At 37.2% G+C, this 26,383-nt stretch carries 38 protein-coding genes and 1 pseudogene; 7 read left to right on the top strand and 32 right to left on the bottom strand.

Annotated features, from left to right (window positions below):
• Window positions 1–492 precede the first annotated feature (492 nt).
• From MHH60_RS31810 to MHH60_RS31660, 31 genes and pseudogenes are all read right to left on the bottom strand, one after another.
• The gene (locus MHH60_RS31810; RefSeq protein ID WP_076138882.1) at window positions 493–2,667 is read right to left on the bottom strand and encodes an FtsK/SpoIIIE domain-containing protein; all 2,175 of its coding nucleotides are present in this window, start codon (window positions 2,665–2,667) and stop codon (window positions 493–495) included.
• A gap of 4 nt (window positions 2,668–2,671) precedes the next feature.
• Window positions 2,672–2,923 carry a hypothetical protein gene (locus tag MHH60_RS31805; RefSeq protein ID WP_076138883.1) on the bottom strand — a complete coding sequence of 84 codons (252 nt, stop codon included), beginning with the start codon at window positions 2,921–2,923 and terminating at the stop codon, window positions 2,672–2,674.
• A 4-nt stretch (window positions 2,924–2,927) separates the two neighbouring features.
• Window positions 2,928–4,055 carry a M23 family metallopeptidase gene (locus tag MHH60_RS31800; RefSeq protein ID WP_076138884.1) on the bottom strand — a complete coding sequence of 376 codons (1,128 nt, stop codon included), beginning with the start codon at window positions 4,053–4,055 and terminating at the stop codon, window positions 2,928–2,930.
• Window positions 4,056–4,059: 4 nt separating this feature from the next.
• On the bottom strand, window positions 4,060–6,009 hold the full coding sequence (locus MHH60_RS31795; protein WP_076138885.1) for a VirB4 family type IV secretion system protein: 1,950 nt from the start codon (window positions 6,007–6,009) through the stop codon (window positions 4,060–4,062).
• Entirely contained in the window at window positions 6,006–8,021 is a 2,016-nt protein-coding gene (locus MHH60_RS31790; RefSeq protein ID WP_076138886.1) for a hypothetical protein, read from the bottom strand. Before MHH60_RS31790 ends, MHH60_RS31795 begins: the two co-directional genes overlap by 4 nt.
• Window positions 8,022–8,036: 15 nt before the next feature.
• A complete protein-coding gene (locus MHH60_RS31785; RefSeq protein ID WP_076138887.1) occupies window positions 8,037–10,385 on the bottom strand; it encodes a hypothetical protein in 2,349 nt (782 codons plus the stop codon).
• Window positions 10,382–10,702 carry a hypothetical protein gene (locus tag MHH60_RS31780; RefSeq protein ID WP_076138888.1) on the bottom strand — a complete coding sequence of 107 codons (321 nt, stop codon included), beginning with the start codon at window positions 10,700–10,702 and terminating at the stop codon, window positions 10,382–10,384. Before MHH60_RS31780 ends, MHH60_RS31785 begins: the two co-directional genes overlap by 4 nt.
• A 69-nt stretch (window positions 10,703–10,771) precedes the next feature.
• Window positions 10,772–11,185, bottom strand: coding sequence for a hypothetical protein (locus MHH60_RS31775; RefSeq protein ID WP_076138889.1), 414 nt, complete (start codon window positions 11,183–11,185; stop codon window positions 10,772–10,774).
• Window positions 11,186–11,232: 47 nt separating this feature from the next.
• Window positions 11,233–11,481, bottom strand: a complete 249-nt coding sequence (locus MHH60_RS31770; protein WP_081386681.1) for a hypothetical protein — start codon at window positions 11,479–11,481, stop codon at window positions 11,233–11,235.
• 14 nt (window positions 11,482–11,495) lie between these two features.
• On the bottom strand, window positions 11,496–12,332 hold the full coding sequence (locus tag MHH60_RS31765; RefSeq protein ID WP_076138891.1) for a metal-dependent hydrolase: 837 nt from the start codon (window positions 12,330–12,332) through the stop codon (window positions 11,496–11,498).
• Window positions 12,333–12,356: 24 nt separating this feature from the next.
• Window positions 12,357–13,058 (bottom strand): EAL domain-containing protein, encoded by a 702-nt coding sequence (locus tag MHH60_RS31760; protein ID WP_076138892.1) that lies wholly within the window; start codon window positions 13,056–13,058, stop codon window positions 12,357–12,359.
• Between the two features lie 16 nt (window positions 13,059–13,074).
• Window positions 13,075–14,082: a hypothetical protein gene (locus tag MHH60_RS31755; protein WP_076138893.1), complete on the bottom strand. Its 1,008-nt coding sequence runs from the start codon at window positions 14,080–14,082 to the stop codon at window positions 13,075–13,077.
• A 219-nt stretch (window positions 14,083–14,301) separates the two neighbouring features.
• Complete coding sequence (locus MHH60_RS31750) at window positions 14,302–14,454, bottom strand: hypothetical protein (protein WP_178944259.1); 153 nt, start codon at window positions 14,452–14,454, stop codon at window positions 14,302–14,304.
• A 152-nt stretch (window positions 14,455–14,606) separates the two neighbouring features.
• Window positions 14,607–14,912 carry a hypothetical protein gene (locus MHH60_RS31745; RefSeq protein WP_076138894.1) on the bottom strand — a complete coding sequence of 102 codons (306 nt, stop codon included), beginning with the start codon at window positions 14,910–14,912 and terminating at the stop codon, window positions 14,607–14,609.
• Between the two features lie 181 nt (window positions 14,913–15,093).
• Entirely contained in the window at window positions 15,094–15,837 is a 744-nt protein-coding gene (locus MHH60_RS31740) for a hypothetical protein (protein ID WP_081386682.1), read from the bottom strand.
• 11 nt (window positions 15,838–15,848) lie between these two features.
• Window positions 15,849–15,995: a hypothetical protein gene (locus MHH60_RS31735; protein WP_178944260.1), complete on the bottom strand. Its 147-nt coding sequence runs from the start codon at window positions 15,993–15,995 to the stop codon at window positions 15,849–15,851.
• The gene (locus MHH60_RS31730) at window positions 15,980–16,516 is read right to left on the bottom strand and encodes an accessory gene regulator B family protein (protein ID WP_076138895.1); all 537 of its coding nucleotides are present in this window, start codon (window positions 16,514–16,516) and stop codon (window positions 15,980–15,982) included. Before MHH60_RS31730 ends, MHH60_RS31735 begins: the two co-directional genes overlap by 16 nt.
• Window positions 16,513–17,169 carry a hypothetical protein gene (locus tag MHH60_RS31725; RefSeq protein WP_076138909.1) on the bottom strand — a complete coding sequence of 219 codons (657 nt, stop codon included), beginning with the start codon at window positions 17,167–17,169 and terminating at the stop codon, window positions 16,513–16,515. The genes MHH60_RS31730 and MHH60_RS31725 overlap by 4 nt, the downstream gene beginning before the upstream one ends.
• A 713-nt stretch (window positions 17,170–17,882) precedes the next feature.
• Window positions 17,883–18,041, bottom strand: a complete 159-nt coding sequence (locus MHH60_RS31720; RefSeq protein ID WP_179088974.1) for a hypothetical protein — start codon at window positions 18,039–18,041, stop codon at window positions 17,883–17,885.
• Between the two features lie 69 nt (window positions 18,042–18,110).
• Complete coding sequence (locus tag MHH60_RS31715; RefSeq protein ID WP_076138896.1) at window positions 18,111–18,356, bottom strand: hypothetical protein; 246 nt, start codon at window positions 18,354–18,356, stop codon at window positions 18,111–18,113.
• Entirely contained in the window at window positions 18,340–18,717 is a 378-nt protein-coding gene (locus MHH60_RS31710) for a hypothetical protein (RefSeq protein WP_076138897.1), read from the bottom strand. The genes MHH60_RS31715 and MHH60_RS31710 overlap by 17 nt, the downstream gene beginning before the upstream one ends.
• A 223-nt stretch (window positions 18,718–18,940) precedes the next feature.
• The gene (locus MHH60_RS31705) at window positions 18,941–19,126 is read right to left on the bottom strand and encodes a hypothetical protein (RefSeq protein ID WP_076138898.1); all 186 of its coding nucleotides are present in this window, start codon (window positions 19,124–19,126) and stop codon (window positions 18,941–18,943) included.
• 72 nt (window positions 19,127–19,198) lie between these two features.
• A complete protein-coding gene (locus MHH60_RS31700; RefSeq protein WP_076138899.1) occupies window positions 19,199–19,486 on the bottom strand; it encodes a hypothetical protein in 288 nt (95 codons plus the stop codon).
• A gap of 40 nt (window positions 19,487–19,526) precedes the next feature.
• On the bottom strand, window positions 19,527–19,904 hold the full coding sequence (locus tag MHH60_RS31695; protein ID WP_076138900.1) for a DUF2538 family protein: 378 nt from the start codon (window positions 19,902–19,904) through the stop codon (window positions 19,527–19,529).
• A 14-nt stretch (window positions 19,905–19,918) separates the two neighbouring features.
• Window positions 19,919–20,053: pseudogene (locus tag MHH60_RS31690) on the bottom strand (site-specific integrase); the annotation flags it as partial.
• A 24-nt stretch (window positions 20,054–20,077) separates the two neighbouring features.
• A complete protein-coding gene (locus MHH60_RS31685; protein ID WP_076138901.1) occupies window positions 20,078–20,263 on the bottom strand; it encodes a hypothetical protein in 186 nt (61 codons plus the stop codon).
• Between the two features lie 380 nt (window positions 20,264–20,643).
• On the bottom strand, window positions 20,644–20,892 hold the full coding sequence (locus MHH60_RS31680; protein WP_143761308.1) for a hypothetical protein: 249 nt from the start codon (window positions 20,890–20,892) through the stop codon (window positions 20,644–20,646).
• A 72-nt stretch (window positions 20,893–20,964) separates the two neighbouring features.
• Window positions 20,965–21,120, bottom strand: coding sequence for a hypothetical protein (locus MHH60_RS31675; RefSeq protein WP_178944262.1), 156 nt, complete (start codon window positions 21,118–21,120; stop codon window positions 20,965–20,967).
• 95 nt (window positions 21,121–21,215) lie between these two features.
• A complete protein-coding gene (locus MHH60_RS31670; protein WP_076138903.1) occupies window positions 21,216–21,824 on the bottom strand; it encodes a recombinase family protein in 609 nt (202 codons plus the stop codon).
• Window positions 21,825–21,931: 107 nt separating this feature from the next.
• Entirely contained in the window at window positions 21,932–22,120 is a 189-nt protein-coding gene (locus MHH60_RS31665; protein WP_143766809.1) for a hypothetical protein, read from the bottom strand.
• A 129-nt stretch (window positions 22,121–22,249) separates the two neighbouring features.
• Entirely contained in the window at window positions 22,250–22,885 is a 636-nt protein-coding gene (locus MHH60_RS31660; RefSeq protein WP_036681491.1) for a hypothetical protein, read from the bottom strand.
• A gap of 200 nt (window positions 22,886–23,085) precedes the next feature.
• On the opposite strand from MHH60_RS31660, the gene MHH60_RS31655 reads away from it, so the two are divergent.
• The 7 genes from MHH60_RS31655 to MHH60_RS31625 all read left to right on the top strand — a co-directional run bounded on the left by MHH60_RS31655 (window position 23,086) and on the right by MHH60_RS31625 (window position 25,934).
• Window positions 23,086–23,409, top strand: a complete 324-nt coding sequence (locus MHH60_RS31655; protein ID WP_036681493.1) for a hypothetical protein — start codon at window positions 23,086–23,088, stop codon at window positions 23,407–23,409.
• 163 nt (window positions 23,410–23,572) lie between these two features.
• Window positions 23,573–24,016 carry a sigma-70 family RNA polymerase sigma factor gene (locus MHH60_RS31650; RefSeq protein WP_036681494.1) on the top strand — a complete coding sequence of 148 codons (444 nt, stop codon included), beginning with the start codon at window positions 23,573–23,575 and terminating at the stop codon, window positions 24,014–24,016.
• Window positions 24,009–24,176 (top strand): YvrJ family protein, encoded by a 168-nt coding sequence (locus tag MHH60_RS31645; protein ID WP_076099531.1) that lies wholly within the window; start codon window positions 24,009–24,011, stop codon window positions 24,174–24,176. The genes MHH60_RS31650 and MHH60_RS31645 overlap by 8 nt, the downstream gene beginning before the upstream one ends.
• Window positions 24,173–24,397, top strand: a complete 225-nt coding sequence (locus MHH60_RS31640) for a helix-turn-helix domain-containing protein (protein WP_076138904.1) — start codon at window positions 24,173–24,175, stop codon at window positions 24,395–24,397. The genes MHH60_RS31645 and MHH60_RS31640 overlap by 4 nt, the downstream gene beginning before the upstream one ends.
• Window positions 24,394–25,104 (top strand): ZIP family metal transporter, encoded by a 711-nt coding sequence (locus MHH60_RS31635; protein WP_076138905.1) that lies wholly within the window; start codon window positions 24,394–24,396, stop codon window positions 25,102–25,104. Before MHH60_RS31640 ends, MHH60_RS31635 begins: the two co-directional genes overlap by 4 nt.
• A gap of 336 nt (window positions 25,105–25,440) precedes the next feature.
• The gene (locus tag MHH60_RS31630) at window positions 25,441–25,584 is read left to right on the top strand and encodes a hypothetical protein (RefSeq protein WP_179088975.1); all 144 of its coding nucleotides are present in this window, start codon (window positions 25,441–25,443) and stop codon (window positions 25,582–25,584) included.
• A 29-nt stretch (window positions 25,585–25,613) separates the two neighbouring features.
• Window positions 25,614–25,934 (top strand): type II toxin-antitoxin system PemK/MazF family toxin, encoded by a 321-nt coding sequence (locus MHH60_RS31625; RefSeq protein WP_076138906.1) that lies wholly within the window; start codon window positions 25,614–25,616, stop codon window positions 25,932–25,934.
• Window positions 25,935–26,028: 94 nt separating this feature from the next.
• Here MHH60_RS31625 and MHH60_RS31620 read toward each other — a convergent pair whose 3' ends face one another.
• Complete coding sequence (locus tag MHH60_RS31620; protein ID WP_076138907.1) at window positions 26,029–26,247, bottom strand: hypothetical protein; 219 nt, start codon at window positions 26,245–26,247, stop codon at window positions 26,029–26,031.
• Window positions 26,248–26,383: the final 136 nt, after the last annotated feature.

Genomic DNA, 26,383 nt, shown 5'->3' with positions numbered 1-26,383 from the left:
CTTAGCCAGGGCAATGCTCAGATCCGGAACCTGAAGACACTTAAGTGAGCTGCTGAAGACTCCGGATCGATTCGCTGGCGGTAGCTAGCAGCACCCAGGAGAGCGTGAGCTGCTGCTGCAGGGGATCCAGCGGTAAGCTGCAGCACTTAGCCAGGGCAATGCTCAGATCCGGAACCTGAAGACACTTAAGTGAGCTGCTGAAGACTCCGGATCGATTCGCCGGCGGTAGCTAGCAGCATCCAGGAGAGCGTGAGCTGCTGCTGTATTGGATCCATGTGTGGTCTTTAAAAAGGAATATGACTTTCTAAAAATAAAAAAAGAGGGTTTGTAATTAGTGGATATTTCGATTAGTTCCGGATATTAGTTCCCATAGATTATCTATAGTGATAATTTATAAAATCCCTTATTGGTAAAGGGTTCTCTATAGAATTCATTGGGAACTAATATGGGGAACTGATGCGGGGAACTAATACGGGAACTAATAATTTTTTATCAATTGATAGTATCTTTTAACTCTGCTGGATGATTTTCAAGATAATTTTGTACTTGTTCTTCATCCCATGCCAGAGTATATCCCATCCTTGGACTAGAAGGAGGAGACAAAAATCCCTCAGCAACTAACTCTTTCATATGCAGTAATATCGTTTCTTTCCGAATTTCAAATATAGAACTAAGATCAGTCGAACTTAATATCCCTGTTCTGCAAATATGATCTTTAATCCCTTCCCTTAATTTTTTTTCTTTGTATACTTCATCTTGCTGACCTGAAATCCATTGACGCATATTTTTGCTAGAATTATATTTTTCGATTAATCCTTGTTCCTGCATTTTAGTTAATATGTTTGCTGCACTCATATATCCTATCCTGAGTTTCTTTTGCAAAATCGCGACGTTAATTCCATTGTTCTCTCTAGCAATTGAAATAGCCTTTTCATATATTTCATCTGGATTATGCTGTCCTTCTGGATTATGCTGTCCTTCTGTATCGTCTGTTTTATCAATATTTTTAGATAGATCAATATCATTAGAGTTGTCCAAAAACTCCTCTTGAACTTTCGCTAATTCCACCAAATCCCCTAATATTTCATTATCTGATGTATCACCAAGATTAGGTTCCGTAAAAATAGATTCGTTACTAGTTACTGTCCTTCTCCAAAATTCCCCTAGTTGCTCAATGAACATAGTGGACTCATCATCATTTGTACTAATCGCTGCGCTTTGGAATCTCTGTGGACTTCCGCCATTAACAACACATACTCCGTCTCCATTACCAAGTAGTGACGGTCCACCAGTATCCATAACCGTTCTATAATCAACACCGCTTTGTAAACGGAAGGCGACTCTTGAGGGTAAATTAGCTTTAATAATACCTGTCACAACATCAACGCTAGGTCTTTGCGTACCCATAATTATATGTATCCCAGCAGCACGCCCCATCTGTAACCCCCGTTGTATTGGTTCCTCAACTTCTGCACCTAAAAGAAGTACTAAATCTGCATATTCATCTATTCCAATAATAATATAAGGCAGCCTTTCTTTTTTTGGATATTTTTTATGGTAATGCGATATATTTCTAACACCTAGCTGCGAAAACAAATCATATCTACGTTCCATTTCTACAATGGTTTGTTGTATTGCCGTTGCAGCACGCCGCATATCTGTAATCACAGGCGTTAGGAGATGTGGAAAACCTGAATACACCGAAAATTCAACTTTCTTAGGATCGATAAGAATTAATCTTAATCTCTTGGGACTTAATATTGTCAATAAAGAAGACAATATGACATTAAAAAAAACAGATTTACCGGAACCTGTAGTACCAGCAACTAGTAAGTGTGGTAGTTTTGCCAAGTCTACAAGTAATGCCTCTCCTTTCATTTTCCTACCATAAACTACAGGTAGTTCAGCATTTTCAGAATAACGTATTAAATCTTGTGCAACATCGCGTAAATATACAAATGCTCTGTCTTCATCTCTATGAGGTATTATGAAAGCAGCCGCACTTTGATAATCAGATGTTGTGACCTCAAAACTTTGATGTTGTCCTAAATGATTAGCTATATCATCTTTCTTCTTCATTAGCTGGGAAAGTTGGATTTTAGGCGGTAAGCGAAACGAAATTATTTGCAGAGCCGGTCCTGACTCTATACTTAAAATTTCTATATTCCCCTCAAAATTGAAACCTACCAATTCAAGCGCATTAGAAATCTTCTCACTCGCATATTCTCTGGTAAAGACTTTAGAATTGATGGGACGAGGATTTCGAGGTAACATGTCAAATTGCGGTGGAAAAACCTCACTAAAAGGGATTTCCCTCAAATCAGAGACAGAGGCTGCTATTTGCCCCTCAGCAGCCTCAATAAATATAGTATCATTTGTAGATTTACTGTTAGCTTGATCGCTACCCTGTGAATACTTCTCTTTGCTTTTAAGTACATAATTAAGTATTTGTTTTCTTTTCCTCCAACCTATCCTTGCAACATACGGTAGACCGACAAATAGAATCCAACTCTTTAATGTATAAGATAGGACTTTTTCACTTAACTCATGTAGTGAGGGAGAAAAATCAAATATATAAATCAGACCACATGCCCCAGCTGTTAGCGCTGCTATACGTGTGAAAAACTGTGCGAACGATTCTTTTTGATTAACATCTTTATTGTCCATTTGATTAATCACCTGCTTTCATGTGCTTAAAAAATCCTAACAATCCATTTGCAAGATCATTTGCATTTTCTTTTACAATAGGCCACCATTGGTCTGCCTGAACAACTACAAGATCATAAACATCACTAATGTTACGAACCAGCATTATTAGAAGAAATACACCTATTGCTTTCCACAATAAAGAAGGTACCTTAAATTTGTCTCCATATTTATAAAGTCCCCAAAAAACAATACCAATTATTAATACTAACGTCATACAATCATCCTCCTAATTCTGATAGCAACTTGTGAAATTTACGTACACCTATCCACCATCCTCTATGTTCAGCATAATATCCTCGGGGATTATCCATTGCAGACAGCCACTCGATAAAATCTCTTCCATTGGGTCTATCCTGGGACAATTTAATTATTGTTTGAGCTGCAATAGTTGCTGACTGTTCTGTAGTTAGAGTAGCTCCCTTTCCCTTGCACCAACAGCCAAACACATTCCAAGGATTTTTCACAATCTCTGAAGCATGATTATTACTCTCAGGGACGAATGATTGCTCCTGACCGGTAATTGCAAGGAGTAGATATGGATCGACATTCTTTAATTTGGCGGCACGATCAATCATGTTTAGAGTTTCTACGTACCCAAGTGCTGACTTACGCTTCTTTAGATAATCCAATAAAACGGGTATATTTAAAGGTTTATACGAATATTCACCTGGATCCAGCGATGTTCCAGGCGGTTGTACGTAATCAAGAGGGTTCACAGGTTTTCCCGACGATTCAATTTGAAAATGCAAATGTGGTCCCGTTGATCTCCCAACTATTCCCTTGCCTATTCTTGCTATTAGTTGTCCTTTGCTTACGACATCTCCAGTATTCACATACATCAATGCTTCCAAATGACCATATTTCGATACAAGATTATTACCATGATCGATATAAATCACTTGACCGTAGCCGCTAGCCGCACCAGCCAACGTTACAACCCCTGAAGCCATTGCATAAATTGGCTGTAACTCTGTTTTTTCTGCTCCATTAGCAATATCGATCCCTTTATGATACTCAATCCCTCCTAAATCACGGTTTCCAAACGATGAGGAGACACGCGAAATAGACGGCACAGGCCATATATAGGCTGTACCGTCCGTATCTAATTGATTCGGTGCATATAAAGCTGAGTCTGTTGTGGAAGAACTATAAGATAGAGAACCAGGAGTAGAGAATAAGAAAAACGGAAGCAAAACAAATCCGATCACTAGAATCACCAGAGCGATTAATATAATGAGCCCCCAAATATATGGTGCTAGAGATGAAGTAGTTAATAAGATAATCATTCGACGAGTTTTTTTGATCTTATTAATTGTTTCCTGAGTTTTAGCTATCGCATCTGACATAGGCTTATATTGCTTCTTTTAGACCGCGAGTTTTGTAAAGAACGTGCTCATCTTCCGGAACATGCATAAACAACTCGTCATATTTCTTGTGATACTCTAAGACATAGCAATTCGTATCTTCATTTTCTCTAATCCTATCCTGTACTTCTTCTGGTACATCAGAGTGCTGAGATAACATCCGTACAGCAGAATGTTCCATATAGAAATACACCTTAACATTAGTGTTTTCCCACATACCAACACCTTCAGCTGTATCAAGAATAATAGCTGGAGTATTAGCCCCTAGTATCATCATTCCATTCCACTTACGTATGGCTGTATACCAATCAAATACAGCTTGTTTTAATTCTCTATTTTTTAATTGCCTTTGTCCCTCATCAACTAGAACCGCGCTGAAATATGCCCCTTCGAATCGAAGTTTTTGGATATTAGAATTTACCACATCAAAAGCCATGGACATTTTTAATTGTGCTAACTTAGCTTTTTCATCCTTCTCGTTCCCTTCAGTTTCTCCACTTCCTACCTTATAGACTACTAAAGGAGCATTCTGAAATGTTAAAGGTTCTTCAGACTCGAATACTCCATCATAAATTCCAATAAAATAGATTTTGATTTTGTCATATAATGATTTAGCATCATCATTCGTTTTTGCATCTTCCTGTACATCTCTAAAAAACGCATGAATAGTTGGTCGCTCACCAGAATATGGTCCGTCCCAAGTTTCTGGTTTATTTTTCTCTATACCAGCATTTTGGAATACTCGCCTAACAGCCTCACCAGCCTCGAATAGTTCTGTTTTCGTTAAACCATCAGCTAGCATAGAACAAGTACGAATACCAGTATCAATTGCTCTTTGATATCTTGAACGATTATACCTTACGCATTCTTCATCGATTTCTGGTATAGAGGGCATAATTGCTAGTGGTTCAAAGTATCTGCCAACATCAGCAGTATGATCAATGTATACTCCCCCGACTTCGTCGCATAAATCCCTCCACTCGCCGTCAAGATCGAACACAAATACATGTACACCTTCTTCTAACAAAGAGACAACTAGTGCTTTCAAAAAATAACTTTTCCCCTGTCCCGTTTTCCCCAAAACCATCAAATTTTGAGCTCTAGGGTCATTAGGGTCACACAAGTTAATAAAACAAAAACCACCGTCCTCTGTGCGCCGACCAAAGTATAACCCTTGACCATCACTAAAAGATCCACTAGTAAATAGGTATGTTCTTGCTGCAACTGAATCAGTAATAACGCGCCCATAGTGATGCTTATTAAAGAATTCACCGGAGGGTGATTCTTTATCTGACACAGGACTGGTTTGAATTAAAGCTTCTAGTTGTTCACTAAAAAGATTATCAAGTCTTCCATCTAGGTCATCGATCCAATCTCTCATATTTGATTCAGCTGCGTCCAGTTGATAAGTTGTTTCCGCAGATATGGTAAGGAAAGTACTGACCTCAACCAGCTTACTTTTCCCCTGTTGTATCGATTCCTGCAGAGATACTAAGGCATCTCTTGCGTCTATCTCAGATTGACGACCTGGATCTGTAATGGTCATTTCTGAAACGCTTTTTTCAAGTCGTTTATATTTATTTTTCATTGCCCAATTCCATTTAACATCTGATTTGATGTAGCGAATTGTTTTACGAAGAGTTGCCCCTTCTTTGGTGACTAACTCATCTAATTGATCAAGGTACCCTGCTACTATCTCAAGAGGGTATGACTCAATCATTACGACTCTTACAAAATGACCAGTTTTTGAATCTTTACCTTCCATAGTTTTAACTAACTTAGTGTTTTTCTCATCACCAGAGTTCACTAGAGTATGTTTTTTTTCCTTTGACCACTTCTTAATCAAACGTCCGCTATATGTTAATAGCTGTTTATCAACCTTGCTTTTTAGAGAAACCTTTTTAAGTGATAGCTTCTTTTCCTTCTGTTCTATCATTCTTCTACACTCCTTTCACTATGCACAAAAAAAGGACGCGCTTGCGGATCAATAGCAAGCGGTCGCCCTTGGAATAACATTTGATTTGCATTTTGAAAAAAAGGAATCTTCTTATCAATTTCTTTTTTGAAATGTTCTTTAACTAGTGCTGACATTTTCAAATCCATGTCCACATCTACTTGATTTAACCAAACCTCTCCCTTCCAATTGCTGACCTCCGTTTCCCAACGCATCCAATGGTGATAATCGGTGTCAATTATAGCTATAGTGTCATATTGGTTAGTTAAGTAACTCCGCCCTGGATAATTCCATGGTAGATCTATAACTACTGCTCCAACCCTTAACCTGGAATTTATTAAATTCTGAACTTCTTCAATCTCAGGAAATTCAAGTGGTGTAAAAATACTTAATCCTGAAACTTGGCGAGAACTCCAAGACTTCCACTTGGCGTACTCTCCATCAATTTGTAGTGGGTTTATTAGAGTTAAAGTACCAAAATGAGGCGAGAGATCAATTAGCGAAACAGTTCGCTCGTTGTCACTATTAGCAACAGCGATATTCGCAGCCACAAATGATTTTCCTGATGAGGTAGGAGATGTAAAGATATTCACTCCTACCAATTCTTTTGTGATTTTTCCGTTTTCTACAACAATTTCTTCTTCCTCAATCTCAATTGTGGACTCTACCTTAGAGCTCTTTTTTGGAAACATATAGATCAGTTTTTTTAATTTTGGAAAATGTAAATCTTTCAAATCCAATAATTTATGCTTAATGAAATTAAGATATTTGATTATTCTAATCATTATGGTCAAATTAATTACCGGAACAACAATGTCTTCACTTTCTACAGAGTCCGCTTTAGATTCGTTATTTTCCCCCACAGCATTGTCCTCCATTGTTACTGCAGCCTCATTATTAACACTCAAAATTTCCGGATCCTCCCCATGTTCTGGCTGAAAAATAAAATCATCTTCATTTTTCCTGAGATCTATATCATTTGTTGGTATAACTGCATCTTCCCTTTGTCCTTCGATAGCCAATACAACGGATTCAATTAAAGATTTTTGAGAATTAGAAGGTTCATCGTTTGTTTCTTCCTCTTCTTCTTCCTCTTCCCATGTACCTTGTGAGGCTTTCCATTCTTCCCAAACCGTTCGATCCCAGTGACGACTTGTAAGCTCAGGAATTGAAAATCCAGATATTATTGTACACTCATGACCACTTTGTATAAGCCCGTTAAGTACCCTATCTTTCCTTTGACGCAATTCGGCAATCAATCTATGCCTTTTTAACTCTGCTTTAGACAAACCCTTAGGTTCATCCTCTCTTTGGCGAATCGTGAGGTCGAATTCACTGATAGACAAACGTATAGTGTATTCACTTCTTTTTGCAGAACCAGACTTCGCTAATTCTTCAAACAGCTGAAGCCTCTTTACTTTTCTCCGCTCAATACCTTCAGATACACTTCTTTTTTCCTTTTTCACATTCCATATCTCATGCCTGAAATCAGGAATTTGTTCTTCTGTAATATCACATTCAAACCCTTCCCTCACCAATGATCTTAGAAAAGTTTCAAATCCACCGATTCTTTGCTTTTTTTGAGAAAAGACAGCTGTTTCCCATGGCGGTGATTGGACGTTTAGCATAATGTGAATTGTTTTTCCACTTCTATAAAACCATCCATCTTCTGTAACCCCCAATAAAGAATCCATACTATCTCCAGATCCTTCTTTTGGGTGCTTGATATAATGTGTCAAACGTCTAAAACGATAGGACCATTTTAGGATCCTTGACATCAGAATGGTAACAAAAACTGTAATTAGCCATAACAGCTTTATGATAAAGGATATGGGTAATAGGAATACCGTGGTACCCATTAAAAATGTAACCCCAATGATCCAACCTATGTCACTCACTGAAAGTCCCATAAATTGAATGTCTTCTCGTATATCAGCAAACATACTAGCGCGGAGCAATTCGTTTTCTCGCTCTTGATAAGATTTTTCGGTCACCTTTACACCCCCAATTTAACTTTTATGCTTGTTTATCATTTCAGCTTGGAAGTTCTCAAAACTCCCCATGTCCATTCCCGGTATGGGTGCTTGACCATAACTTACAGGTTCTCCGTCAACAATCACTTTGATATTCCCTTCTCTTGTTCTCCAGTACGGTGTTCTTCCATCCCTAAACTCTTCTAATGCTGATTTGAATGCTTGCTCAAGATCTTTCTTTACGATTACATAGGTATCTTTTGAATTAATTTGCAAACCAGCAAGTAGATCTTTATTTTTGCTTTTTAATTTAATATGTTCTTCAAGTGCCGGCATAAAACGATTGCCTTTTGGTAAATCCAATCTAACTAGATCCACTGGTTTGGCTAGTAATTGCTTAAATACTCCTTCAGCTTCAGTTACATGTTCTTCCGGAATCCAAAGGGCACCATTATCCAAACGAATTTTAGAAACCCACGGCATTTTGTCTACTTGTTGATTCAGCTGCTTATATGCTTCTTTTGCAACATCTGCTGAAAGAGCAGCTTTTCGGTAAGTCGGTAACAGGTTTTTTACTTTTTTAAGCTCTGATTTTGATGCTTCCGAACCATCAACATGCGTTTTTAGAGTCTCGGTATCAATAAACAGACCATTTTTATAATATCCTCGCTGTACATCAGAGGTTGTAAATAACATTTCTCCATTGATTCTTTCCTTTATTTCCCCTGTATCCCCTTTAAGAGTAAGCTTACCTTCCCTTGCATTCCAATTAATTCGTTCACCATATTGGGGTTTGATTTCTTTAATCAATCTGGACATATCTGCTCTTTCACTGTTCTTTATATTTATAACTTCAGCGTGTTCAAACTTGTCTTTTTGCAGCGTTTTAGCAACTGTTTGATTACTTTCAATAATACGATCATCTTCAAGTTCCAAATGACCACTATCAACAGATACCATAGTCCCTGTTGAGACTAAAGCTTCCGGTTCAGTATATTTCACTCCTTGGATCGACTCTGATATTCCACCTGTTAATTTTGAAGCAACCCGATTTCTACGGGTACCTTTTTGTTGAGTCTGCATTCTTTTTCCCACTTCAGCAATACGACTGCTTTTTTGCTTCAAAGAAAGCGAACCTTTTTGTAAAGAATCTGCCCCTAATCGTTTACCGACACTGTTCATTGCTGTACTTGTTCTTTCCCCCATTTCCCCCAATTTTTCAATCGTGGCTCCCCCATTTAAAGTCATTGGTCGTTTAATAGCTCTGAAAAGTGGTCTTACCCAAAACACGAATATTAATATTACTGTGACCAAAATGCTTAAGATCATAAAGACTAAAGGCGATACTCCTATTTCGCTTGAAAATCCAGCCCCCTCACCATAATCTGTCTGAAGACGAACAAATATTCCATACTGGATAGCTGATATAAGCCCTACCAGTAAGGTGCGAATATATATATTTATGAATCCAATCAGTGTTTCAATTTTTCCGGAATATGCAGTGTATGAAATCCAAATTGCAACGAAAATAGCCATCATCATCAATACTAGAACCTTCAAAACAGATATAAAGAAAAGAGGTACTACTACTATGGTGACAAACATCAGCAATGTGAATATTCCACCCTCTGTTGCAACAACAATCTCACCTAAGGTTTTACTGGCATATATAGCGTCCGTAATTCCATCAGCCCCAAGAATTAGGGACTTTAAGATTTGATCACCTTTTAATCCTTCATATAAAATATCAGTTGTACCTATAATTCCAGAAAGAAACTTTTGTGTAATCCAATTCATTAAAACATTCAAGAAGTTTAAAACCGTTAAACTCAATAAGCATGCTACGAAGCTTACTATAAAAGCTTGAAGCATCTTCTTAAGATCCTTTTTCCCATGTATAACATTCCAGGCTAAAACTAGTGATCCAGCCAATATTGCAGCCAAACCTATAATTGAAAATATTGACCAACCAGAATAGACAAGTGATATCTCAGCTACTCGCGGTGAGAATAAATAACTCTTAGCAAAAGCACCATATAAAGGACTCATCATCTCATCAACCCATGAAACAATTAGACCTTCTATAGCATCGTGTATTAACTTTCCAGACATTAAATCCTTGAACGTTTGGTTCATTTGTTGAAAGTCTTCCATTAAGGCAGATACCCATTCAGGCATATACCATGGATTATCCTCTTTAATAGGTTCACTTACCCCAGGTCCAGGTGTTACAGATGGATTAGGAGTAACAACAGGTGTAGCTACCGGTGCATTCGGTGGATAATTGGGAACAGGCGCAACAGCAGCCGCGAGAACAACATTAGACGAAACAAAGTTTAAAGTTAAAACTATCACAAGCATATAAAGTATTGATTTTATTTTCATTTAACATTCCACCCCATAATCTGCAGAAAGTTAGTTAATTTTTCGAATACAAGGAGCAAAGTGCCTGACATAAAGAGAAAAATAATTAATAATGAAATGATCATCCTTTTCCAAAATCTAACATCATTTATGCTAGCCTTTGCTTTCCTTACATTAATCAAGAATATAATAATTTTTATAATCCAATAGACAAACGCAGCGGTACATATTATTGTAGCTGCTCCACCTACCAACAATAGAAACCAGTCTAATGCTGTAACATCAGATTGTTTAATAGTGTATATTTTTTTCATCTGATCAATATAATCCTTATCCAATTCACCACCGCCTACGATTCAAGATAAATAAAAGGCAGATCCCCTCTCGGGAATCTGCCTTTTTTAAAATTATTTAGCTGGAGTACTTATCTCGTTTGTACCTATATCCTGTTTGCTTGTCCAATCGTATACGTTTTCTAATACATTCAAGAAAGCGCCTGAAGTGAACAAGAACACTATTAGAAGTGTAATCGCAAGTTCTATCCAAAACTTCTTGTCACCCAAGCTTGCTTTAGCTCTTCTTACTTTAATTAAATACTTAACAACATCAACAATACACCATACTAGCAATGCAATTATAGCAAGAGTAAGGGGAATCATGATGATATAGAATAGAAAACCCAAACCATCTAATACTTTCCAGTTGAATTTCAACATACTTTTCATTTTTGTTACTGGGTTTTCATCATCCGCATATGCTACAACCGGTAAAAGAAACACAATTAAAAAGAGAAGTATTGAAAAAGCTTTACTTCTTTTCATAAAAAAAACCTCCCCATTATTCATTTTAAATAAATATTCTTGGTACCTTATGATATATTCTTAGCTTGTCCATAGTGGCAGCACCCCGCATATCTCCAACCATCTGGAGTTTTTATTAGAGTTAGATAAAGATAATGTCCCTCAACAATGCCTTGAGGCTCACCAATTTGGATTAGATCCCCTGTTAATATAGATGGAGATACATTGGTGAAATGATTTACCATCTCCTCATCCACTAAATCATTTACATTTAAATATTCTCTTAAATTACCTGTCCAATTTTTGTATGTTTTCAATTTTATCTCCTCCTTTATTGTAAAAAATTGAGTGTCTTAAAAAAGGTTACGTTAGGTAATGCCTGATTTGTAAGTATGATCACCCATACAATTAGACTAGAGCACCAGCAAATACGAGATATCCAGCGTTCAACTGTCCCGCCATTTGAAAAGAGATGTAGACCAATTTTAAGCTTTGGAATTATTAACGAGTGAATACCGTCACTGCCAAAACAATCTCCAACTAAATGCGCCCACCAACCGGTTAAAAAACCGATTGCCAAAATTTGAACGGTGTCAGATTGTTGGAATGAAAATGAAATAATACCTAGACTCATCACAATTGCATACTCTGGTGTATGAATTATCCCTCTATGTTTGACTACAGGTAACATCAGAAATCCCAATCCAGCAAAGGCAGTTATCCAATGCAAACCATACAAACTATACATAGCTAACAGAGTTATACCGACTCCACTTAAAACAATATTTCTCATATTGGCCAACATAAAAAATATCAAACTTCCCACAAGACATATCAGCGCATTTTTAGCAGCTGGTAGAACGCTTAAACGCCAGTCCCCTTCATATAATTTCAACGCCAGAAGGATTACCCCAACAACAAGCATTAATACTGAAACAAGTCTAAAGAACCGCCTTTTTTGTACAGAAAATTGAATATGTTGACTTGCGGTACTTGTTTTGTGATCTAAATCTGGTGCAAGTCCTCCTGTAATTGCAGCACCAACACTTAGTATAAGAAGAGGTCCAATATATTCGTGTGATGGGTTCCAGAGTTTGCTATGCAACGCTGTATAGAAGCTTAATGATCCTGCTATCGCAGCGAGAGCAACATGCCCTTTTTTATTCATATTTATCACCTCCCCCCATGTTTATTAGAGACGAAAAAAACGATCTCCCGATATTTGGAGATCGCTTTGACTATCAATTATTATCTTTGGATCATCCGGTCTCCCTAAATAGTATCCTTGTGCAAACCGCACGCCAATTTTCATTAGTTTCAATAATTGATTTTTTGTTTCAACTCCTTCTGCCACAAGCTCAATACCCAATTCAGAACACATATCAAGAATGTATTTAACAATAATTTCTATTCGGGGATTTGTATCCACTTGTTCGATTAATGTTAGATCCAATTTTAACCATGTGGGCTTGAACCAATCTAAAATTAGTCGATTAATATTTGAAAAACCAACCCCGAAATCATCTATAGCAAATCTAAATCCACGATTAGCAAGATCCATTAATGAATCGCGTACCGGATTAGTGATTTCCGTTACCTCAGATACCTCAATAATTACTTTATTGGGATCTATGTCAGCTAATATAATCCCACCATGTTCAAAAGTTTCAGAACGAATATTAATAAATAATTTCTGATCTGGCTTCAATAATGGAATTCCTTTATTGATAGACTCACAGATTGCCCATTTATCAAACTCCACTCTATTACCAGCATAATAATCAAATATTTCAGATGCTGTTTCTCCAGAAACACCACACACTGTAGATTCAAAACCTATATTTCGATCTATGATAATATCTCTAATTGGTTGAAAAAGAACCTTCTTTAACATATCCTCCCTCCTTAAATCACATATTAAAAAAGCCGAACTTCTTCTTGTATTTTTTTCCGGATATAACCGAACCCAATATACCCTCTAACACCTGATCACTATCTAGTTGTGTTTTATATACATCAGAATGCGGTGGAATTGAGAACACCAGCCGATCTTTCAAACAATCAGCCGTCTCTTCTCTACTACTTTCACTTGCAAGAGGCAATACAATTTTCCATCGATCTTGGCGTGTGGTTGAATGCCTTTGACAAAATTGCAGCAGTTCAACCATTCGCCATTCGGCACCAGAGGCACAAAGAATTGGAACCTTTGCTTGATTAAATAGTTTGAATGTGGCATCTGAATTTAGGCTACCTAAATCCATAACAAAAAAACGAAAGTTTTCAGTAGCAGCCTCCGCTAATTCTGAGGGTATCCCTGAGAAATAGGTTACATCATTAATTTCGAAACGCGATTTATTATTCACCTCACCCCGTTGAATATATTCTAAATACCTAAAACATGGTCTTGTTCCTCCTTCCCACAAAGCCACCTTTGTTTTAAAATTCTTCGCTAGAAAATTTGCTACAAGCAAAGCAGTATGTGTTGATCCAGCACCTTCATAGATTCCTCCCACAGCAATAACAATTGTCTCCTCACTGACATCATTCATTACAAATCGATTGTTAGGAATAGGAATTAACACTTCTTCTTTCGCAATGCCCATAATTGGCGAAACCTGAAGCTCAGATAATTTATCCTGCCAATCCAGCATAGTCCATACAGACGTTGCACCTTGAGAACTCCAATATCTCGTTTTATGTGCGGAATCTTCTGTACAAACCACAATTATTGGACAAAAAGCATCTTCAGCTGAAATTAAAGAGACTGCTTCGCTTGCCATAGACTCTTCAACTAGTAAATAATCAGGGCTTAATACTACTGTCAGTTCCTTTAACTCGTCCAAAGATTCACATTTGCGAATTTTTAGACTCGGAGAGTTTAATCTAGTAGGGTTTAAACCATACAACAAAACATTCAATTTCAGAGCACCTCCTAAATAAAATAAATACAAAAAGGGTCACCTAATTTGCTAGGTGACCCCTCTATCCATCTCTAATAGCTTAACACAGTTTTTATATTTCAACGTACTCAAAAAGTATGATAGAAGTATGATCTACAAATTTTATCTCTAATTGTTGTTCAGTTAGCTCCCTGTGCCTTGAATGGCTGAGTATTAGTGGGTTTCATTGGTGTCACACTACTCCTTATTGCCTGATAGGGTTTCAGGGATTACTATATCCGTTAAGTAATGCTCAATGCCTCTTGCTGTAGCCTCGACTTGACCAGGCGTTGTTTCATAATTTTCAGTGATATACTCCACTAAAAAGCGATAAAGTTTACTGTTTGACATGTTTACTTCCTCCTTAGTTACTGTAAATGTAATAGTTCAAACGAACCAATCGATGGCGCATTGATCCAAAGATCATTAATCGGTTACACGCAAGTTATTTAACAAAATAACCTAGCTGCTTAAGCAACCAGGCTGTAAAAATTTCGTTTGATTTATGCTAGATTTTTCCTTTCACTTCCGGATTTATTATTCGTTTTAAAAAGATCTATTTCTAGACCTTTTCTATTTTTACTTAACTGCACTCCTTCTTTGAGTCCTAACTCATAACATATATCTATCACTTCCCTGGTATGACTCAAAAATATATCTTCTAAGTTAAGTATGATTTCTGAAGGAACTGATGTTAACGATTGTATACTATCCATAAATTCCTTATATCGATATCCACCTTCGTTCTCCAGGATGCCATCAAATATTTTCGCAGTTCTCATTTCTATGACTTGCTGTATTATTTCCACTATTGCATTTCCCCTTCACATGATCACTTGTACCTAGTTAATTTAGCATAGAAACTTTGTGTAATATGTCGAATAATGAACGCCTATTTTGCAAATCAATACTAGTATCGATTTATCTTGTAATCTAAGCTCGACTTGTGGTAAAATTCATGATTTTTCCAAACAAAAAAAGCCACAGCATTTAGTGAGGCTTTTTGATCAAGTGATATACAATATCTTTTTTGTATTTTGCCATGTCAGTAGTTGACCCATCTAGGAAGTGCAAGATCAAAGCGAATTTATTTTCTTCTACATAATCCACAAAGTTCAGATTAACTAACTTACCAGTATCTAACATTAAGTAATCATTAAAGACAGCTCTGCATGCCTCTAGAGTTAACATCTCGCTGAAATTTCCGAACATTGTGTGAAACAGGGGAACATGATAGTTTTTTTTAGGTTCCCACACATCGATAAATTTAATGTGTTTTTTGTCGAAATATGTAACTTCCCCTGTTTCTTTCCCCTTCTCAACTTTTGTGCCTATCAAGAATTCATCTTTCGCTTGCAATAATCTACTATTGTTTTTCGAACAATCCTTTAAATTTTTCACAAGATTTCTCTTGTATTTTGCCATATTAGTAGTCGAACCGTCCACAAAATGGAGAGTGAGTGCAAATCTACTCTCAGTCACATCTATCACAGAATCCATATTAACCAACTTACCTGTATCTGCTTGCAGATATTTCGGAAAAGCTACTTTACATGCTTCCAATGTGGTTAATACCCCATACATTTCAGAGCCACTATGGAATCTAGGAACATGATAATTTTTTTTAGGCGACCATATATCAATATAATTTACACTCTTTCTCTCTACAAAAACTACGTTACCCGTTTCTTTTTCATTAGCAATTCCTATACCTAATATTAATTCATTATCCATTTTGACTCATTCTACTTTTTATCAGAAATCCCAATTAATAATTTCTTTAGATCTTCAGGCATCGGTTGATTTCCCAAAAAAGTTTTTTCTTTAGGTCCATTTTTAATTGCACTTTTTTCCAACATTACAGATATCTTTTTCATCAACATTTCCCCCATAATTTTCTAGCACCTCCTTTCCACGGCAGGATTAATATTGCTTGTAAGAAAAAAACCAATGAAACTGCAGATAATTGAATATAGAAAGCTATTATAACTAACGCTATAGATATTATTTTTGCTTTCCTCATCCATCCCTCAGGATGGATGTTACCAGTAAATACATTAGGTGCATAAAATAAATATATTATTAATGAAATACTTAATAAGAAATCAGTACCAAACGCACTCAGCCTAACCATAGGCACAAAAATAAAAATAGCTACAGAGCTTATAATACAAGACAAATAGCTTTTCATGTGAAGTCCACCTGAGTACTTTCTTATACAAACAAATGAAATCATTGCTACTGTCGAAAAAATTAAAGTACCATTTATGTAACTCAATAAGAGAGTCAATAAAATAATTATGTAATTATTCAATTTACGACCTATTTCATAAGCCATAATATCAATACTAACAGTCACAGATTCAAATTGTTTTATCTTAGAAGCTATTAAAAGTGCCAATCTTTCAATCATCCTTGCTGATCTCTTTTCTGTGAAAAGTAATAAGATATGCTATAGACTATCAGAAATGATGGAATAAGAAAAAAAGCATAGAAGTTAAAAGTTATAACCAAAGCTAATGATACGCCTACTAGAGTTGATAAAGTGGTTAATAATAGAGCCTTGTTTTCCCCACTAAAATAATCCTCTTTAATGCTGAACTGATGCGGAGGTCTAATAATAAAAGAAAATCCCCATCCAAATAAATGAAATAAAAACGCCGCCAAATATGAGACGATAATAGATAGTATTTGAATTAACTGTATCTGGAGATCACGGGTTTGAAAGACTACATTATACTCTAAAGTTCCTGCGAAAATAAATCCATATAATATAAAGAGTTGAACTATAATATATGCATTTAGACTGGCACTGGTTATTAATGAACTATAAAACAGCTTTATTTTTAGACGATATCTAAAAAATAGAATGAAGAATATCACTTGTATAGGTAGATCTAATGTTGGTATACCTATGACTATTCTCATTAAATAAGAGAACAACGATACTCCTAAAGACATTAACGCTATGTCTTTTATGTATTCTCGAAATGGAAGTCTGTAAAGTTTAAGGGCTAAAATAATTACTGCAGATGCATCAAATACTCCTAATAATAAATAAATCATTGTGCTCAACTGATAAATCACTTCTCTCTATTTTTATGATTAACAAAACAATTATATAGGTCATTTGCACCATTTTGAACTATCATTTTTCACATATATCTCGGAAAAAAATTATAATTTGTAAGATTTACAAGTAACAGGTTCCGGAGTCTTCAGCTGCTTACCTAACTATCTGCAGGTTCCGGATCTGTGCATTGTTCCTGGCTAAGTGCCACAGCTTACCGCTGGATCCCCTGCAGCTGCAGCTCACGCTCTCCTGGATGCTGCTAGCCCAGGACCTTGTTACTGCTGGCATCGATCCGGAGTCTTCAGCTGCTCACCTAACTGTCTGCAGGTTCCAGATCTGTGCATTGCCCTGGCTAAGTGCCACCGCTCACCGCTGGATCCTCTGCAGCTCACGCTCTCCTGGATGCTGCTAGCCCAGGACCTTGTTACTGCCGGCATCGATCCGGAGTCTTCAGCTGCTCACCTAACTATCTGCAGGTTCCGGATCTGTGCATTGCCCTGGCTAAATGCTGCAGCTAATCGCTGGATCCCCTGCAGCTGCTACTCACGCTCTCCTGGATGCAGTCCAGCGCCCAGGATCACACTGAGTTACCTGAAGTTACGCAGATTCACATGAAATCTGCTTAAATAGCCTGATAGATTTGCATAAATTATTTCCATCACAACAAAAAAACCGCAAGCATTAAGCAGCGGCATTATTGCTATATTTATTTTATTTCATTGAACTTTTTACCATCCCAAATATATTTTTTCTTGGGAACATTAATCTTAGGAGCAACCTGTCTCCTTGCTCTAATTAAAAAGAATATTTCAGTTACTCCCAACGCAAACCCCACGCCAAAAACAATGTTTAACCATGTATCCATTCTGATACACTCTCCCGATTCAATATTACACTCCTTTATTCATTCTATAGTTCGGTGTCGTACTGCGTATCACCATTTAACTTCGATACCTTTAGTTACCCACATCTCAGATTCCAAGTCTTCCTTGACAGAACCCCTCGACGTTTCACCGTTATATGAATCTCTCATTACCTTAATCGCCTTGCGGTACGTATTGCATTCTTTATACAAAGGGCAATCTGATAATTTTATATATTTACCTGTTGCCCACTCATCATAAAGGCGTTTCAAAGCAATCTCATAAAAGGCGCTTAGACTATCAATTGCATGATCCATTCGTTTTCGCTCCTTTGGTATATGCATCATATTGTTCGGCCTCATCGGTTTGTGCAACATCCGTTTTAAAAACCATCATTCCATTTAAGGATAAGCCTAAAAAATCATTCGTTGTGTAAAACTGACCATCTTCAGCAATAAAGCCATTATGTACTTTACATATTTTCTTACCGAATTCTTCCCAGGCTTCCTTTGCTCCATGCTCATCGAAATCACTGCCCCATTCCCGTCTAGCCTTTGCAGATAGTTCTTCCCATTGCAAATATAAATGTTCAGCTCCATTTCCTATATCGCAAATTCTCTGCCACCCAGGATTAGCATGACACCATTCACTTGCAAGTTCTGCTGCTTTATAACCCATAGATATAATCCCCTTTGCTATATATTTCGTACTAAGCTCCATATATATTAAACGCTACGATAGCTGCTCTATAAGAATAGAAAAACTAGATCCTCCACAAAAAATGCCCCCACTATGTCACATTAATTGATTGTGTACCCTTTTGAAAGAGATCTACCAGGCTAGGCAAAAGAAAATAAAAAAGTTGCTAATGAACTCAGGCTGGCAAGTGTTTTCGCTGGAATTAAGCTTTTCCTTGTTCTTCATATACCTTATGAGCCGACCGGATCCATTTAAGTCTTTCCGGACCCTTTAAACCATAGGTTGTAAGGCAGAAATCAACGGCAGCTGCCAGCATTTCACCATTACTCAAAGAACCTTGCTGTTCTTTCCAAATTTTCAACCAATATTCATAAGAACCAACACTCATTTGATACACTTCCCTTATTCACTTTTATACTTCGCTATATGTGTCAAACATTCAGTGTCTTCGTACTGTTCACTATTTCGTTTCAGCTTTTTTAGGATTTTCGTATGCCTCTCTGATGAATCTCGTTATATGTTGGCAGGTTTCAGGTTCCATACCTGACAGCCAATCCAATGTACGAGCCTCTTCTCTTGTAAGCTTACGACCCATGCACTTTACAGCTGCATTCATCATTTCTTGGTATCTTGGGATTTGCCATTCTTCCAACTCAAACCCCGTATACGGCTTAGATTCATCATAATAATCCGTATCAATCCATATTTCCCGACCGCGATGATTCTTGCCTTTAAACTCAAGTTTCATATTTATTCTCCTTCGCTATATGCGATACGGTGTTCATGCTTTAGAGCTTTCCTCTAATCTTACATGCCTGTATAAAAACTTGAAAATGAGTGTCGTTCCATGTACTCAGACCACTATTAAGCCTAAATATTTCACCGTTATACATGTGCATCCCCGCAAATACCAAATGTTTGTATGGATCATCCATGTAAAAAATAGCATCGGATAATCTTTTAGTACTTTCATCATTCTCATCTTCCCAATGATGTACCCAATCAAAAGGAAGTTTTATGCTATGATCTTCAGGTATTCTCTTTAAAACTTCGGGTAACGCCAAGATATAACAAGCTACTTCATATTCAATACTGGGTAGGCTGCTTGCGTAGAAATTTAATAGAGATTCATAGTTCTTTCTATGGGCCTCATTAACAAAGAACATCAATAAACCCTCCCTCAAAGGTGAATTTCGCTAATCGCCTGATCAATTATGTCCTGATTTATCCCTATGTATCTCATCATGATGGATGGAGCTGAATGGTTAAATATTTCCTGCAGGAGAGCAACATCCTTTGTTTTCTGGTAAAAGTGAGTCTCATTATGAATATTCGATATTCATTTTGGACCTTTGTAAAGTGGCAATTCCAGTCCCATTAGCTCCATCTTGCTCCAATAGGATTCAGTCACTACTGCACGTAACAGTTCTGCGATATTAACGTTTCCACCGGATGCTTCAATATCATGTTCTAATGCCTTCCAAACGGATTCATGTAGTGTTAGATCAACGGACTTGGTAATCATTTATGCACGCTCCTTGTTCATTTTCTATACTTCGCTATATGCGTCAAACATTCAGTGTCTTCGAACTGTGCATCATGCCTTCTCAAATCCACCACAACTGACTAAGTCTTCTTCTAAAAATTCTGTTCTTGGTTCATGATAAAAAGGCTTAGATGTACAACAACGTTTTTCATCTTTCATATAGAAGAACCTACATTCCTCGCATCTATCAACATTTGCATCTGGACCTTCGTTATATATCTCAGCACAGTTCTTACTGTCTGGGAAAAAGAACATGCACGAATCGCCAGTTACTGAACATGTTGAACCGTTATATGCAGCTCAACCCACCTTATTCCCTCCATCGCCGTATGCGTCAACTTCGTACGGCGTAATAAAATTCAGTTCATAAAACGCCGCTTAAAAGTTCGGATCATATCTTTTTCATCTATCGTAGCGTGATTTGTGCAATATAAATATTGTTCACCCTGTTTCCATTCTTCATAAATATTATCTTTATACTTTTCACGGTCTGTCCAAATCTCAAATGATAGTGTTTTATACTCTTTGTCACCTAACATTACAGATGATTCAACTCGCACAAGCAAATTATTTTCATACTCCATGATTATCGTTTTAATTTCATCCATTTCCATGCACGCCCCTTTTTATTTAGTTTCTTCGCTATATGTGTCCTCTAACTAGTAAACTCGTAATATGCATTAAGCTTCAATCACTACATCATCGAATCTAGCGTCTTCTTTCTCCAGTTCGGCGAGTGACTTTCCTTCCGACTTTTCAGCACACGGATCACAGATATCCGTATAGAATGCTTCGTAATGGTCGAATAGGTTGCCACATTTGTTGCATGTATTCATTTATTTCAACTCCTTATCCCTCTAGCCATCATCCAGCGGTTAACAATCCCTTGACCCATAATAAAGTTGAGTGTTCAACATCCTTAAGAACTAAATTATATATTTGACTCTTCGTATTCCTTAACACGCCTATAGAAAGTAGTTCTTCCCATACCTACCATTTTCATAGCTGCAGTAGCTGTTATACTCCCTTCCTTCCATTGATTGTACACATCCAAAAATTTAGAATTGATTTCCTTCTTTGGTCTTCCGAAGGTTACGCCGGCTTCTCGCGCAACGTCGATACCCTCCGCTTGCCTTTGTCGATTTTTCTTACGCTCTTGTTCAGCCACGTAAGCAAGCATGCTTAGAAACTGATCTTCCAGTAGTTTCCCCAAATCTCCCATTTTCTTAAATTTTCGGCTATCGAACAAAATCTCATTGTCCAGGCAAACAATGTCCGCGCCGACCTCCCGCGTAATATATTTCCATTCGGAAATTATCCCGTCATAATCACGACCTAACCTATCTAACGCATCTAAGTACACCAAATCCCCCTCACGGATCATCAGGCGCATAGCTTGATAGCGTGGTCGCTCAAAATCCTTACCGCTTTGCTTTTCCACAAAAATAAACCGTTCCTCGATGCCCAACTGCCGAAACTTCACAAGTTGACGTTCCGGATTTTGATCTTTGGCTGATACCCGACCATATGCTATTTTCATTCCAGAAAACTCCTTAGTTCGTTTCAAAATGTGTATGTATATTTTGGAATATTCCTAAAGTTATTATACCACATTTTGGAACACAATAATAGACGTTTTTATAGTGTTCACAAAAGCATGCTTTTACGGTCATTGAGAATTTCCAAGAATATAATCGCCAGCGTTGCATATCCGAAAATGAAGTTTCCCCCTGCTTGACTACAAAGTATCGACATCGAAATTCCCAGAACCGGAAATAGTTCCTCTACAGGATGCGAGAATAATTCTATGTCAGCTGCTAAATTCTTGATTGTCACCTGAAAAGTCCATTAGAAATGGAAAAAAGCAACTCTTGCCAACCAATAGCTGGCGAGAGTTGCTTTTTTATTTCATTATCCTAACGAAAATGCAATCCAAACTACAGGGCACAATTAAGTCACACCGAATTATTCTAAGGGGCTTGAAAGTTTAGCAAATGCAGGTTTGTCAAATCTATCTCCTTGTATGAGCCATTTTCCGTTTTCATTAAATAAAGTTAAAGTCCCTTGTAACGGTACTCGATTACTTTCCTTATTCTCCTGATCCAATAAGATAAGGTCAGCTGTATAGATCAATTCAACCATATCTTTTTTCTGATTTGAAACCGTAAATTTTAGATTTTCTGATGTTACCGATGCCTGTTGTGCTTCTGCTACTTGTAATACCATAATTGTGTAGCGCGTATCCACGGCTTTTTCGGAAAAACCTTCTGTAAAGAATGATTTCATTTCTTCAGTTCGCTTTTGAATTGACTCTTCAGACAACAATTCATCAGAAGCTGTAACATTGTATTCTATATTCTTGTATATTTCGGCAACCTTAATGGCTTCATTTACGGCTTGTTCATCTGAAACAGAAGATGAGGGGTTCTGCGTAGCTGCTTGCGGTTCTCTTGTTGCTGCTTCTTCATCTGGAGCGACAGATGATGTGGGCGAGTTACCTGAAGCTGCGTTCGGGTCATTTGTGGGTGCTGCTTGACTGCATCCGGTCATTAGGACTACAGATAGCAGAGTCAAATAAAATAACCATTTCACTTTCTTCATTGTCTTAATTCCTCCTCCTTTTAGGATAACCTTACCATATATTACTTATTTCATCCAATTTAGTTCCGTAAATTTAAAGGTGGCTAAAATTTTTTAAAGTAACTGGTTGTATTTTTTTCTCATGAGATCTCTTTACTTAGTACAAGCACGATCAACTTCGGTTGACGTTCTTGAAACTAAATTGTATAGGAGAGATTACAATGGCTGAAAATCCATGTCCGGTCTACGGTAATGGTCACCACATGAAACCTTCGGGGTTGTCGCCCCGGGTAGTGGACCAAAATGGGAATAATGTTTCTGAACTTGCTGGCGGTTCTAAATACGAGTGCACGGGTTGTCATGAGTACATGATTGTAGCTGGGAAGCCTGATTACGGTCCTGGTTGGGCAGTTGATCATTATGTAACTCAGGGTGGCGTCATTTCTGCTCAAGGGCAAGCTGGGGTTTGGGTATTCACAATTAATAGAAGCTATCTTCGATATACTTCAGCTTCTACATTACCGGGGTACCTGTTCGTTTATTAAACTAATTTTAAAAAAGCAACTTGTTCTTTCGAGAGCAAGTTGCTTTTTTTTTTAGATTATATCGTCAATCGAATAGATGGTATAATAAAATGGGAACATTTGTTCTATTTAGGTTGTTTTTTTCTCCACTTACATCTCTTTATATAAAAAGGAGGGATTACACTTGTTAAGGAATGATTATCCAGAAAATAAAGAGGATAAAGATATGACCCTAGAAAAAAGATTTGTTGGCTATATATCGAGTCTGCTGCACTATAACTCAATTTATTTTGATAAAAAGAATAGGAAACACAATGAGCGCTTTTCAATGGTCTTGGATGAATCCGATTACTTGAATCATCCCGCCGAAAACAGCGTTGAATATTCAGATAATTTCTTTGAAGAGTTAGAGAACCAGATTAGCGATCCTTCTCTGTATGCTGCGTTTATCAACCTCACTGAGCGAGAACGCGAAATACTAAACTTTTCCATCGTACAGAATATGAAGGATAAAGAAATTGCCAATAAGTTAGGCGTATCTCAGCAGAGTATTTCTAAAACGAAAAAGGTTGCCTTAAAAAAATTACGAGAATCGATAAATAGAAAGGAAGGGAAAACAGATGGATGATGTTCCGTCCTGGGGACAAATCATTGCGAATGTTGGATTTCCGATAGGAGTAACTTTTTATTTGCTTATTCGATTTGAGAAGAAAATAGATGTACTGAGTGAGACAATGGGCAAACTCATTGAAGCTATTAAAAACAGTTCAACAGGAGGTCGAAAATGAACCAAGTCCATTTATATGAATTGATCGCACAAGCACAAGAAAATGACAAGCAAGCTATGATGGAAATTATCTATAGATTTGAACCCAAAATAAAAAAATCATTGCATCAAACCAGTTTTCAGAACCGGGATGATCTAAAGCAGGAGTTGATAGTCAAATTTATTGAAGTGGTTCATACTTTCAGTTTAGACGATGGGAAATTAGAGGTGATTTCCCAATGACATACGTTCTTATTTCTGCTGGGCTATTAGCTATTTCTGTTCTCTCAGGAGTGCTGATGAATTTTAAGAGTCAGTGGATCATTCATAATCATTTTAAAATTGTAGCGTTAAATATGAGTGTTCTGCTAACTTTTACGGTTATCGAACTCATTCCCTTAGCAGTTGATTTTTCACATGTTGGGCTTATTTTTATTGTTCTGGGAATTTTAATTCCCCTTCTCTTTCATCATAATGGACATAAACATGAAGAGGAACAGAAGTCGAAGTTGTCTATCAAATTCATGATGATGGGTGCATGCATCCATAGCTTTGTAGATGGAATGATTATAGCTACTGGATTTCTGGTGGATGAACATACGGGGATTGTGATAATTTCATCTATGCTTCTACATAAACTCACAGAAATAATTATGTTCTCGCTAATATTGTGTACGCTGGTTCGTGATTCATTCAGGCTGATTATATATTTAGTCAGTTTGAGTTTTTGTACGATACTAGGGATGATGGTTACTGCTGGTTTTATTGGCAGGCTTGAAAATATTGAGACCATTTCAGGTATAGCCATTTCACTTTCTGCTGGCATTTTCATATTTATGGCGCTAACAGCACTATCCAAGGTTGTGGAGTGTTCCAATTTAAAATATGCAAACTTCTATCCTTTTGTCGGCTGTGCTCTCTATTTTGGTCTTCATATCTTTCTCCATTAAGCTGATAATGAAATCGATTCATGAATGTGAGTACCTATGCCGGCGAATTTACATTTGAGGAATGGCTATAGGGTGGATTTTTGTACAAAACGATCTGTAGAGGTTCCCACTGTGGCAGATGCGAAGCAGCTCGTAGATTCCTTGTTCGTCACCTGATAGTACCCAGTGCATTTGAACAAAAATGTATGTTATACTTAAATTAGTAAGAGCGTTGTTTAATTTTTTCACAATAAATGGTTCTGTGTATATTTTATTAGCTTATGGGAGCACACTGTCAACAAGATTGTTTATTATCTTGGGGGTAATGAAATGTGTTTCAATGAGGAGGAAAATGATATGAGTACTGTTCAAGAAAGACTTAGTATTGCTAATGAAAAAGTGGATTCTGTAATTGACGATCTCTGGGCCAAAGGTGAAAAGAACTTAAAGAGATTAGAATCCGAATTCAAAAATCGAGTAGAGGGGAGCAAAAAGGATTAGCTACTTGCTAAATGTAGCATTCCCAATCTATGTACCATAATCGCGGAGATTTATATACAGTCCTTTATCCTTTTGATGATATGGACATTGAGAAATTAAGACCAGCTATAATCTTAGAAACCAAGGATAATCATTCTCTTGTCATTAAAGTAACCTCGCATGAGGAACGGAAAAATGATGGTGGGGATGTAAGTATCATCCATTGGAAAGAGGCTGGTCTTAGTTCTCCTTCTGTCGCAAGATGTTCTGACTTTGTTCCACTGCATCATGATAAAATCAAAAAATTTCTTGGTACACTACGACCTGAAGATATGATCAACGTTCTTGAAAAAATCTATCGTGACAGATAAGAAATAATACATACGCATAAAAAAGAAGCTAGCTGAATTCAGCTAGCTTCTTTTTATGTTCCCTAATATTGCTTAATGCAGTCCATGGTTTTGTTTATTTTGCTTTATAGCCTTCTTTTAACCTTTCTGCTACTTTCTCACGAAATACTGAAAAAGCAGTATCTTTATTATCTCCTTGATACCACATGTCTGTTATGATCCTAGAGGTTTCACTAGACCAACCCACCGTCCATATACCCGATATTTCATTAATGACCAGATAACCAGATTCTGAACCCCTTGTCATTCTCCATTCAAAATCATTAGTACTCATTCCGTCCCCGCCTTTATCTCTGAATATTTAGGGTTATATTGATTCAATCGGTGTAGACCATACGGGATCCACTACAGCTGTAGCTCATGCTCTCCTGGATGCAGTCCATCGCCCAGGATCTTGTTACCGCCGGCGA

The sequence above is a fragment of the Paenibacillus sp. FSL H7-0716 genome (assembly GCF_038002705.1).
Classification (GTDB): Bacteria; Bacillota; Bacilli; order Paenibacillales; family Paenibacillaceae; genus Paenibacillus_AQ; species Paenibacillus_AQ odorifer.
This window is presented reverse-complemented; position numbering and strand designations above follow the sequence as displayed.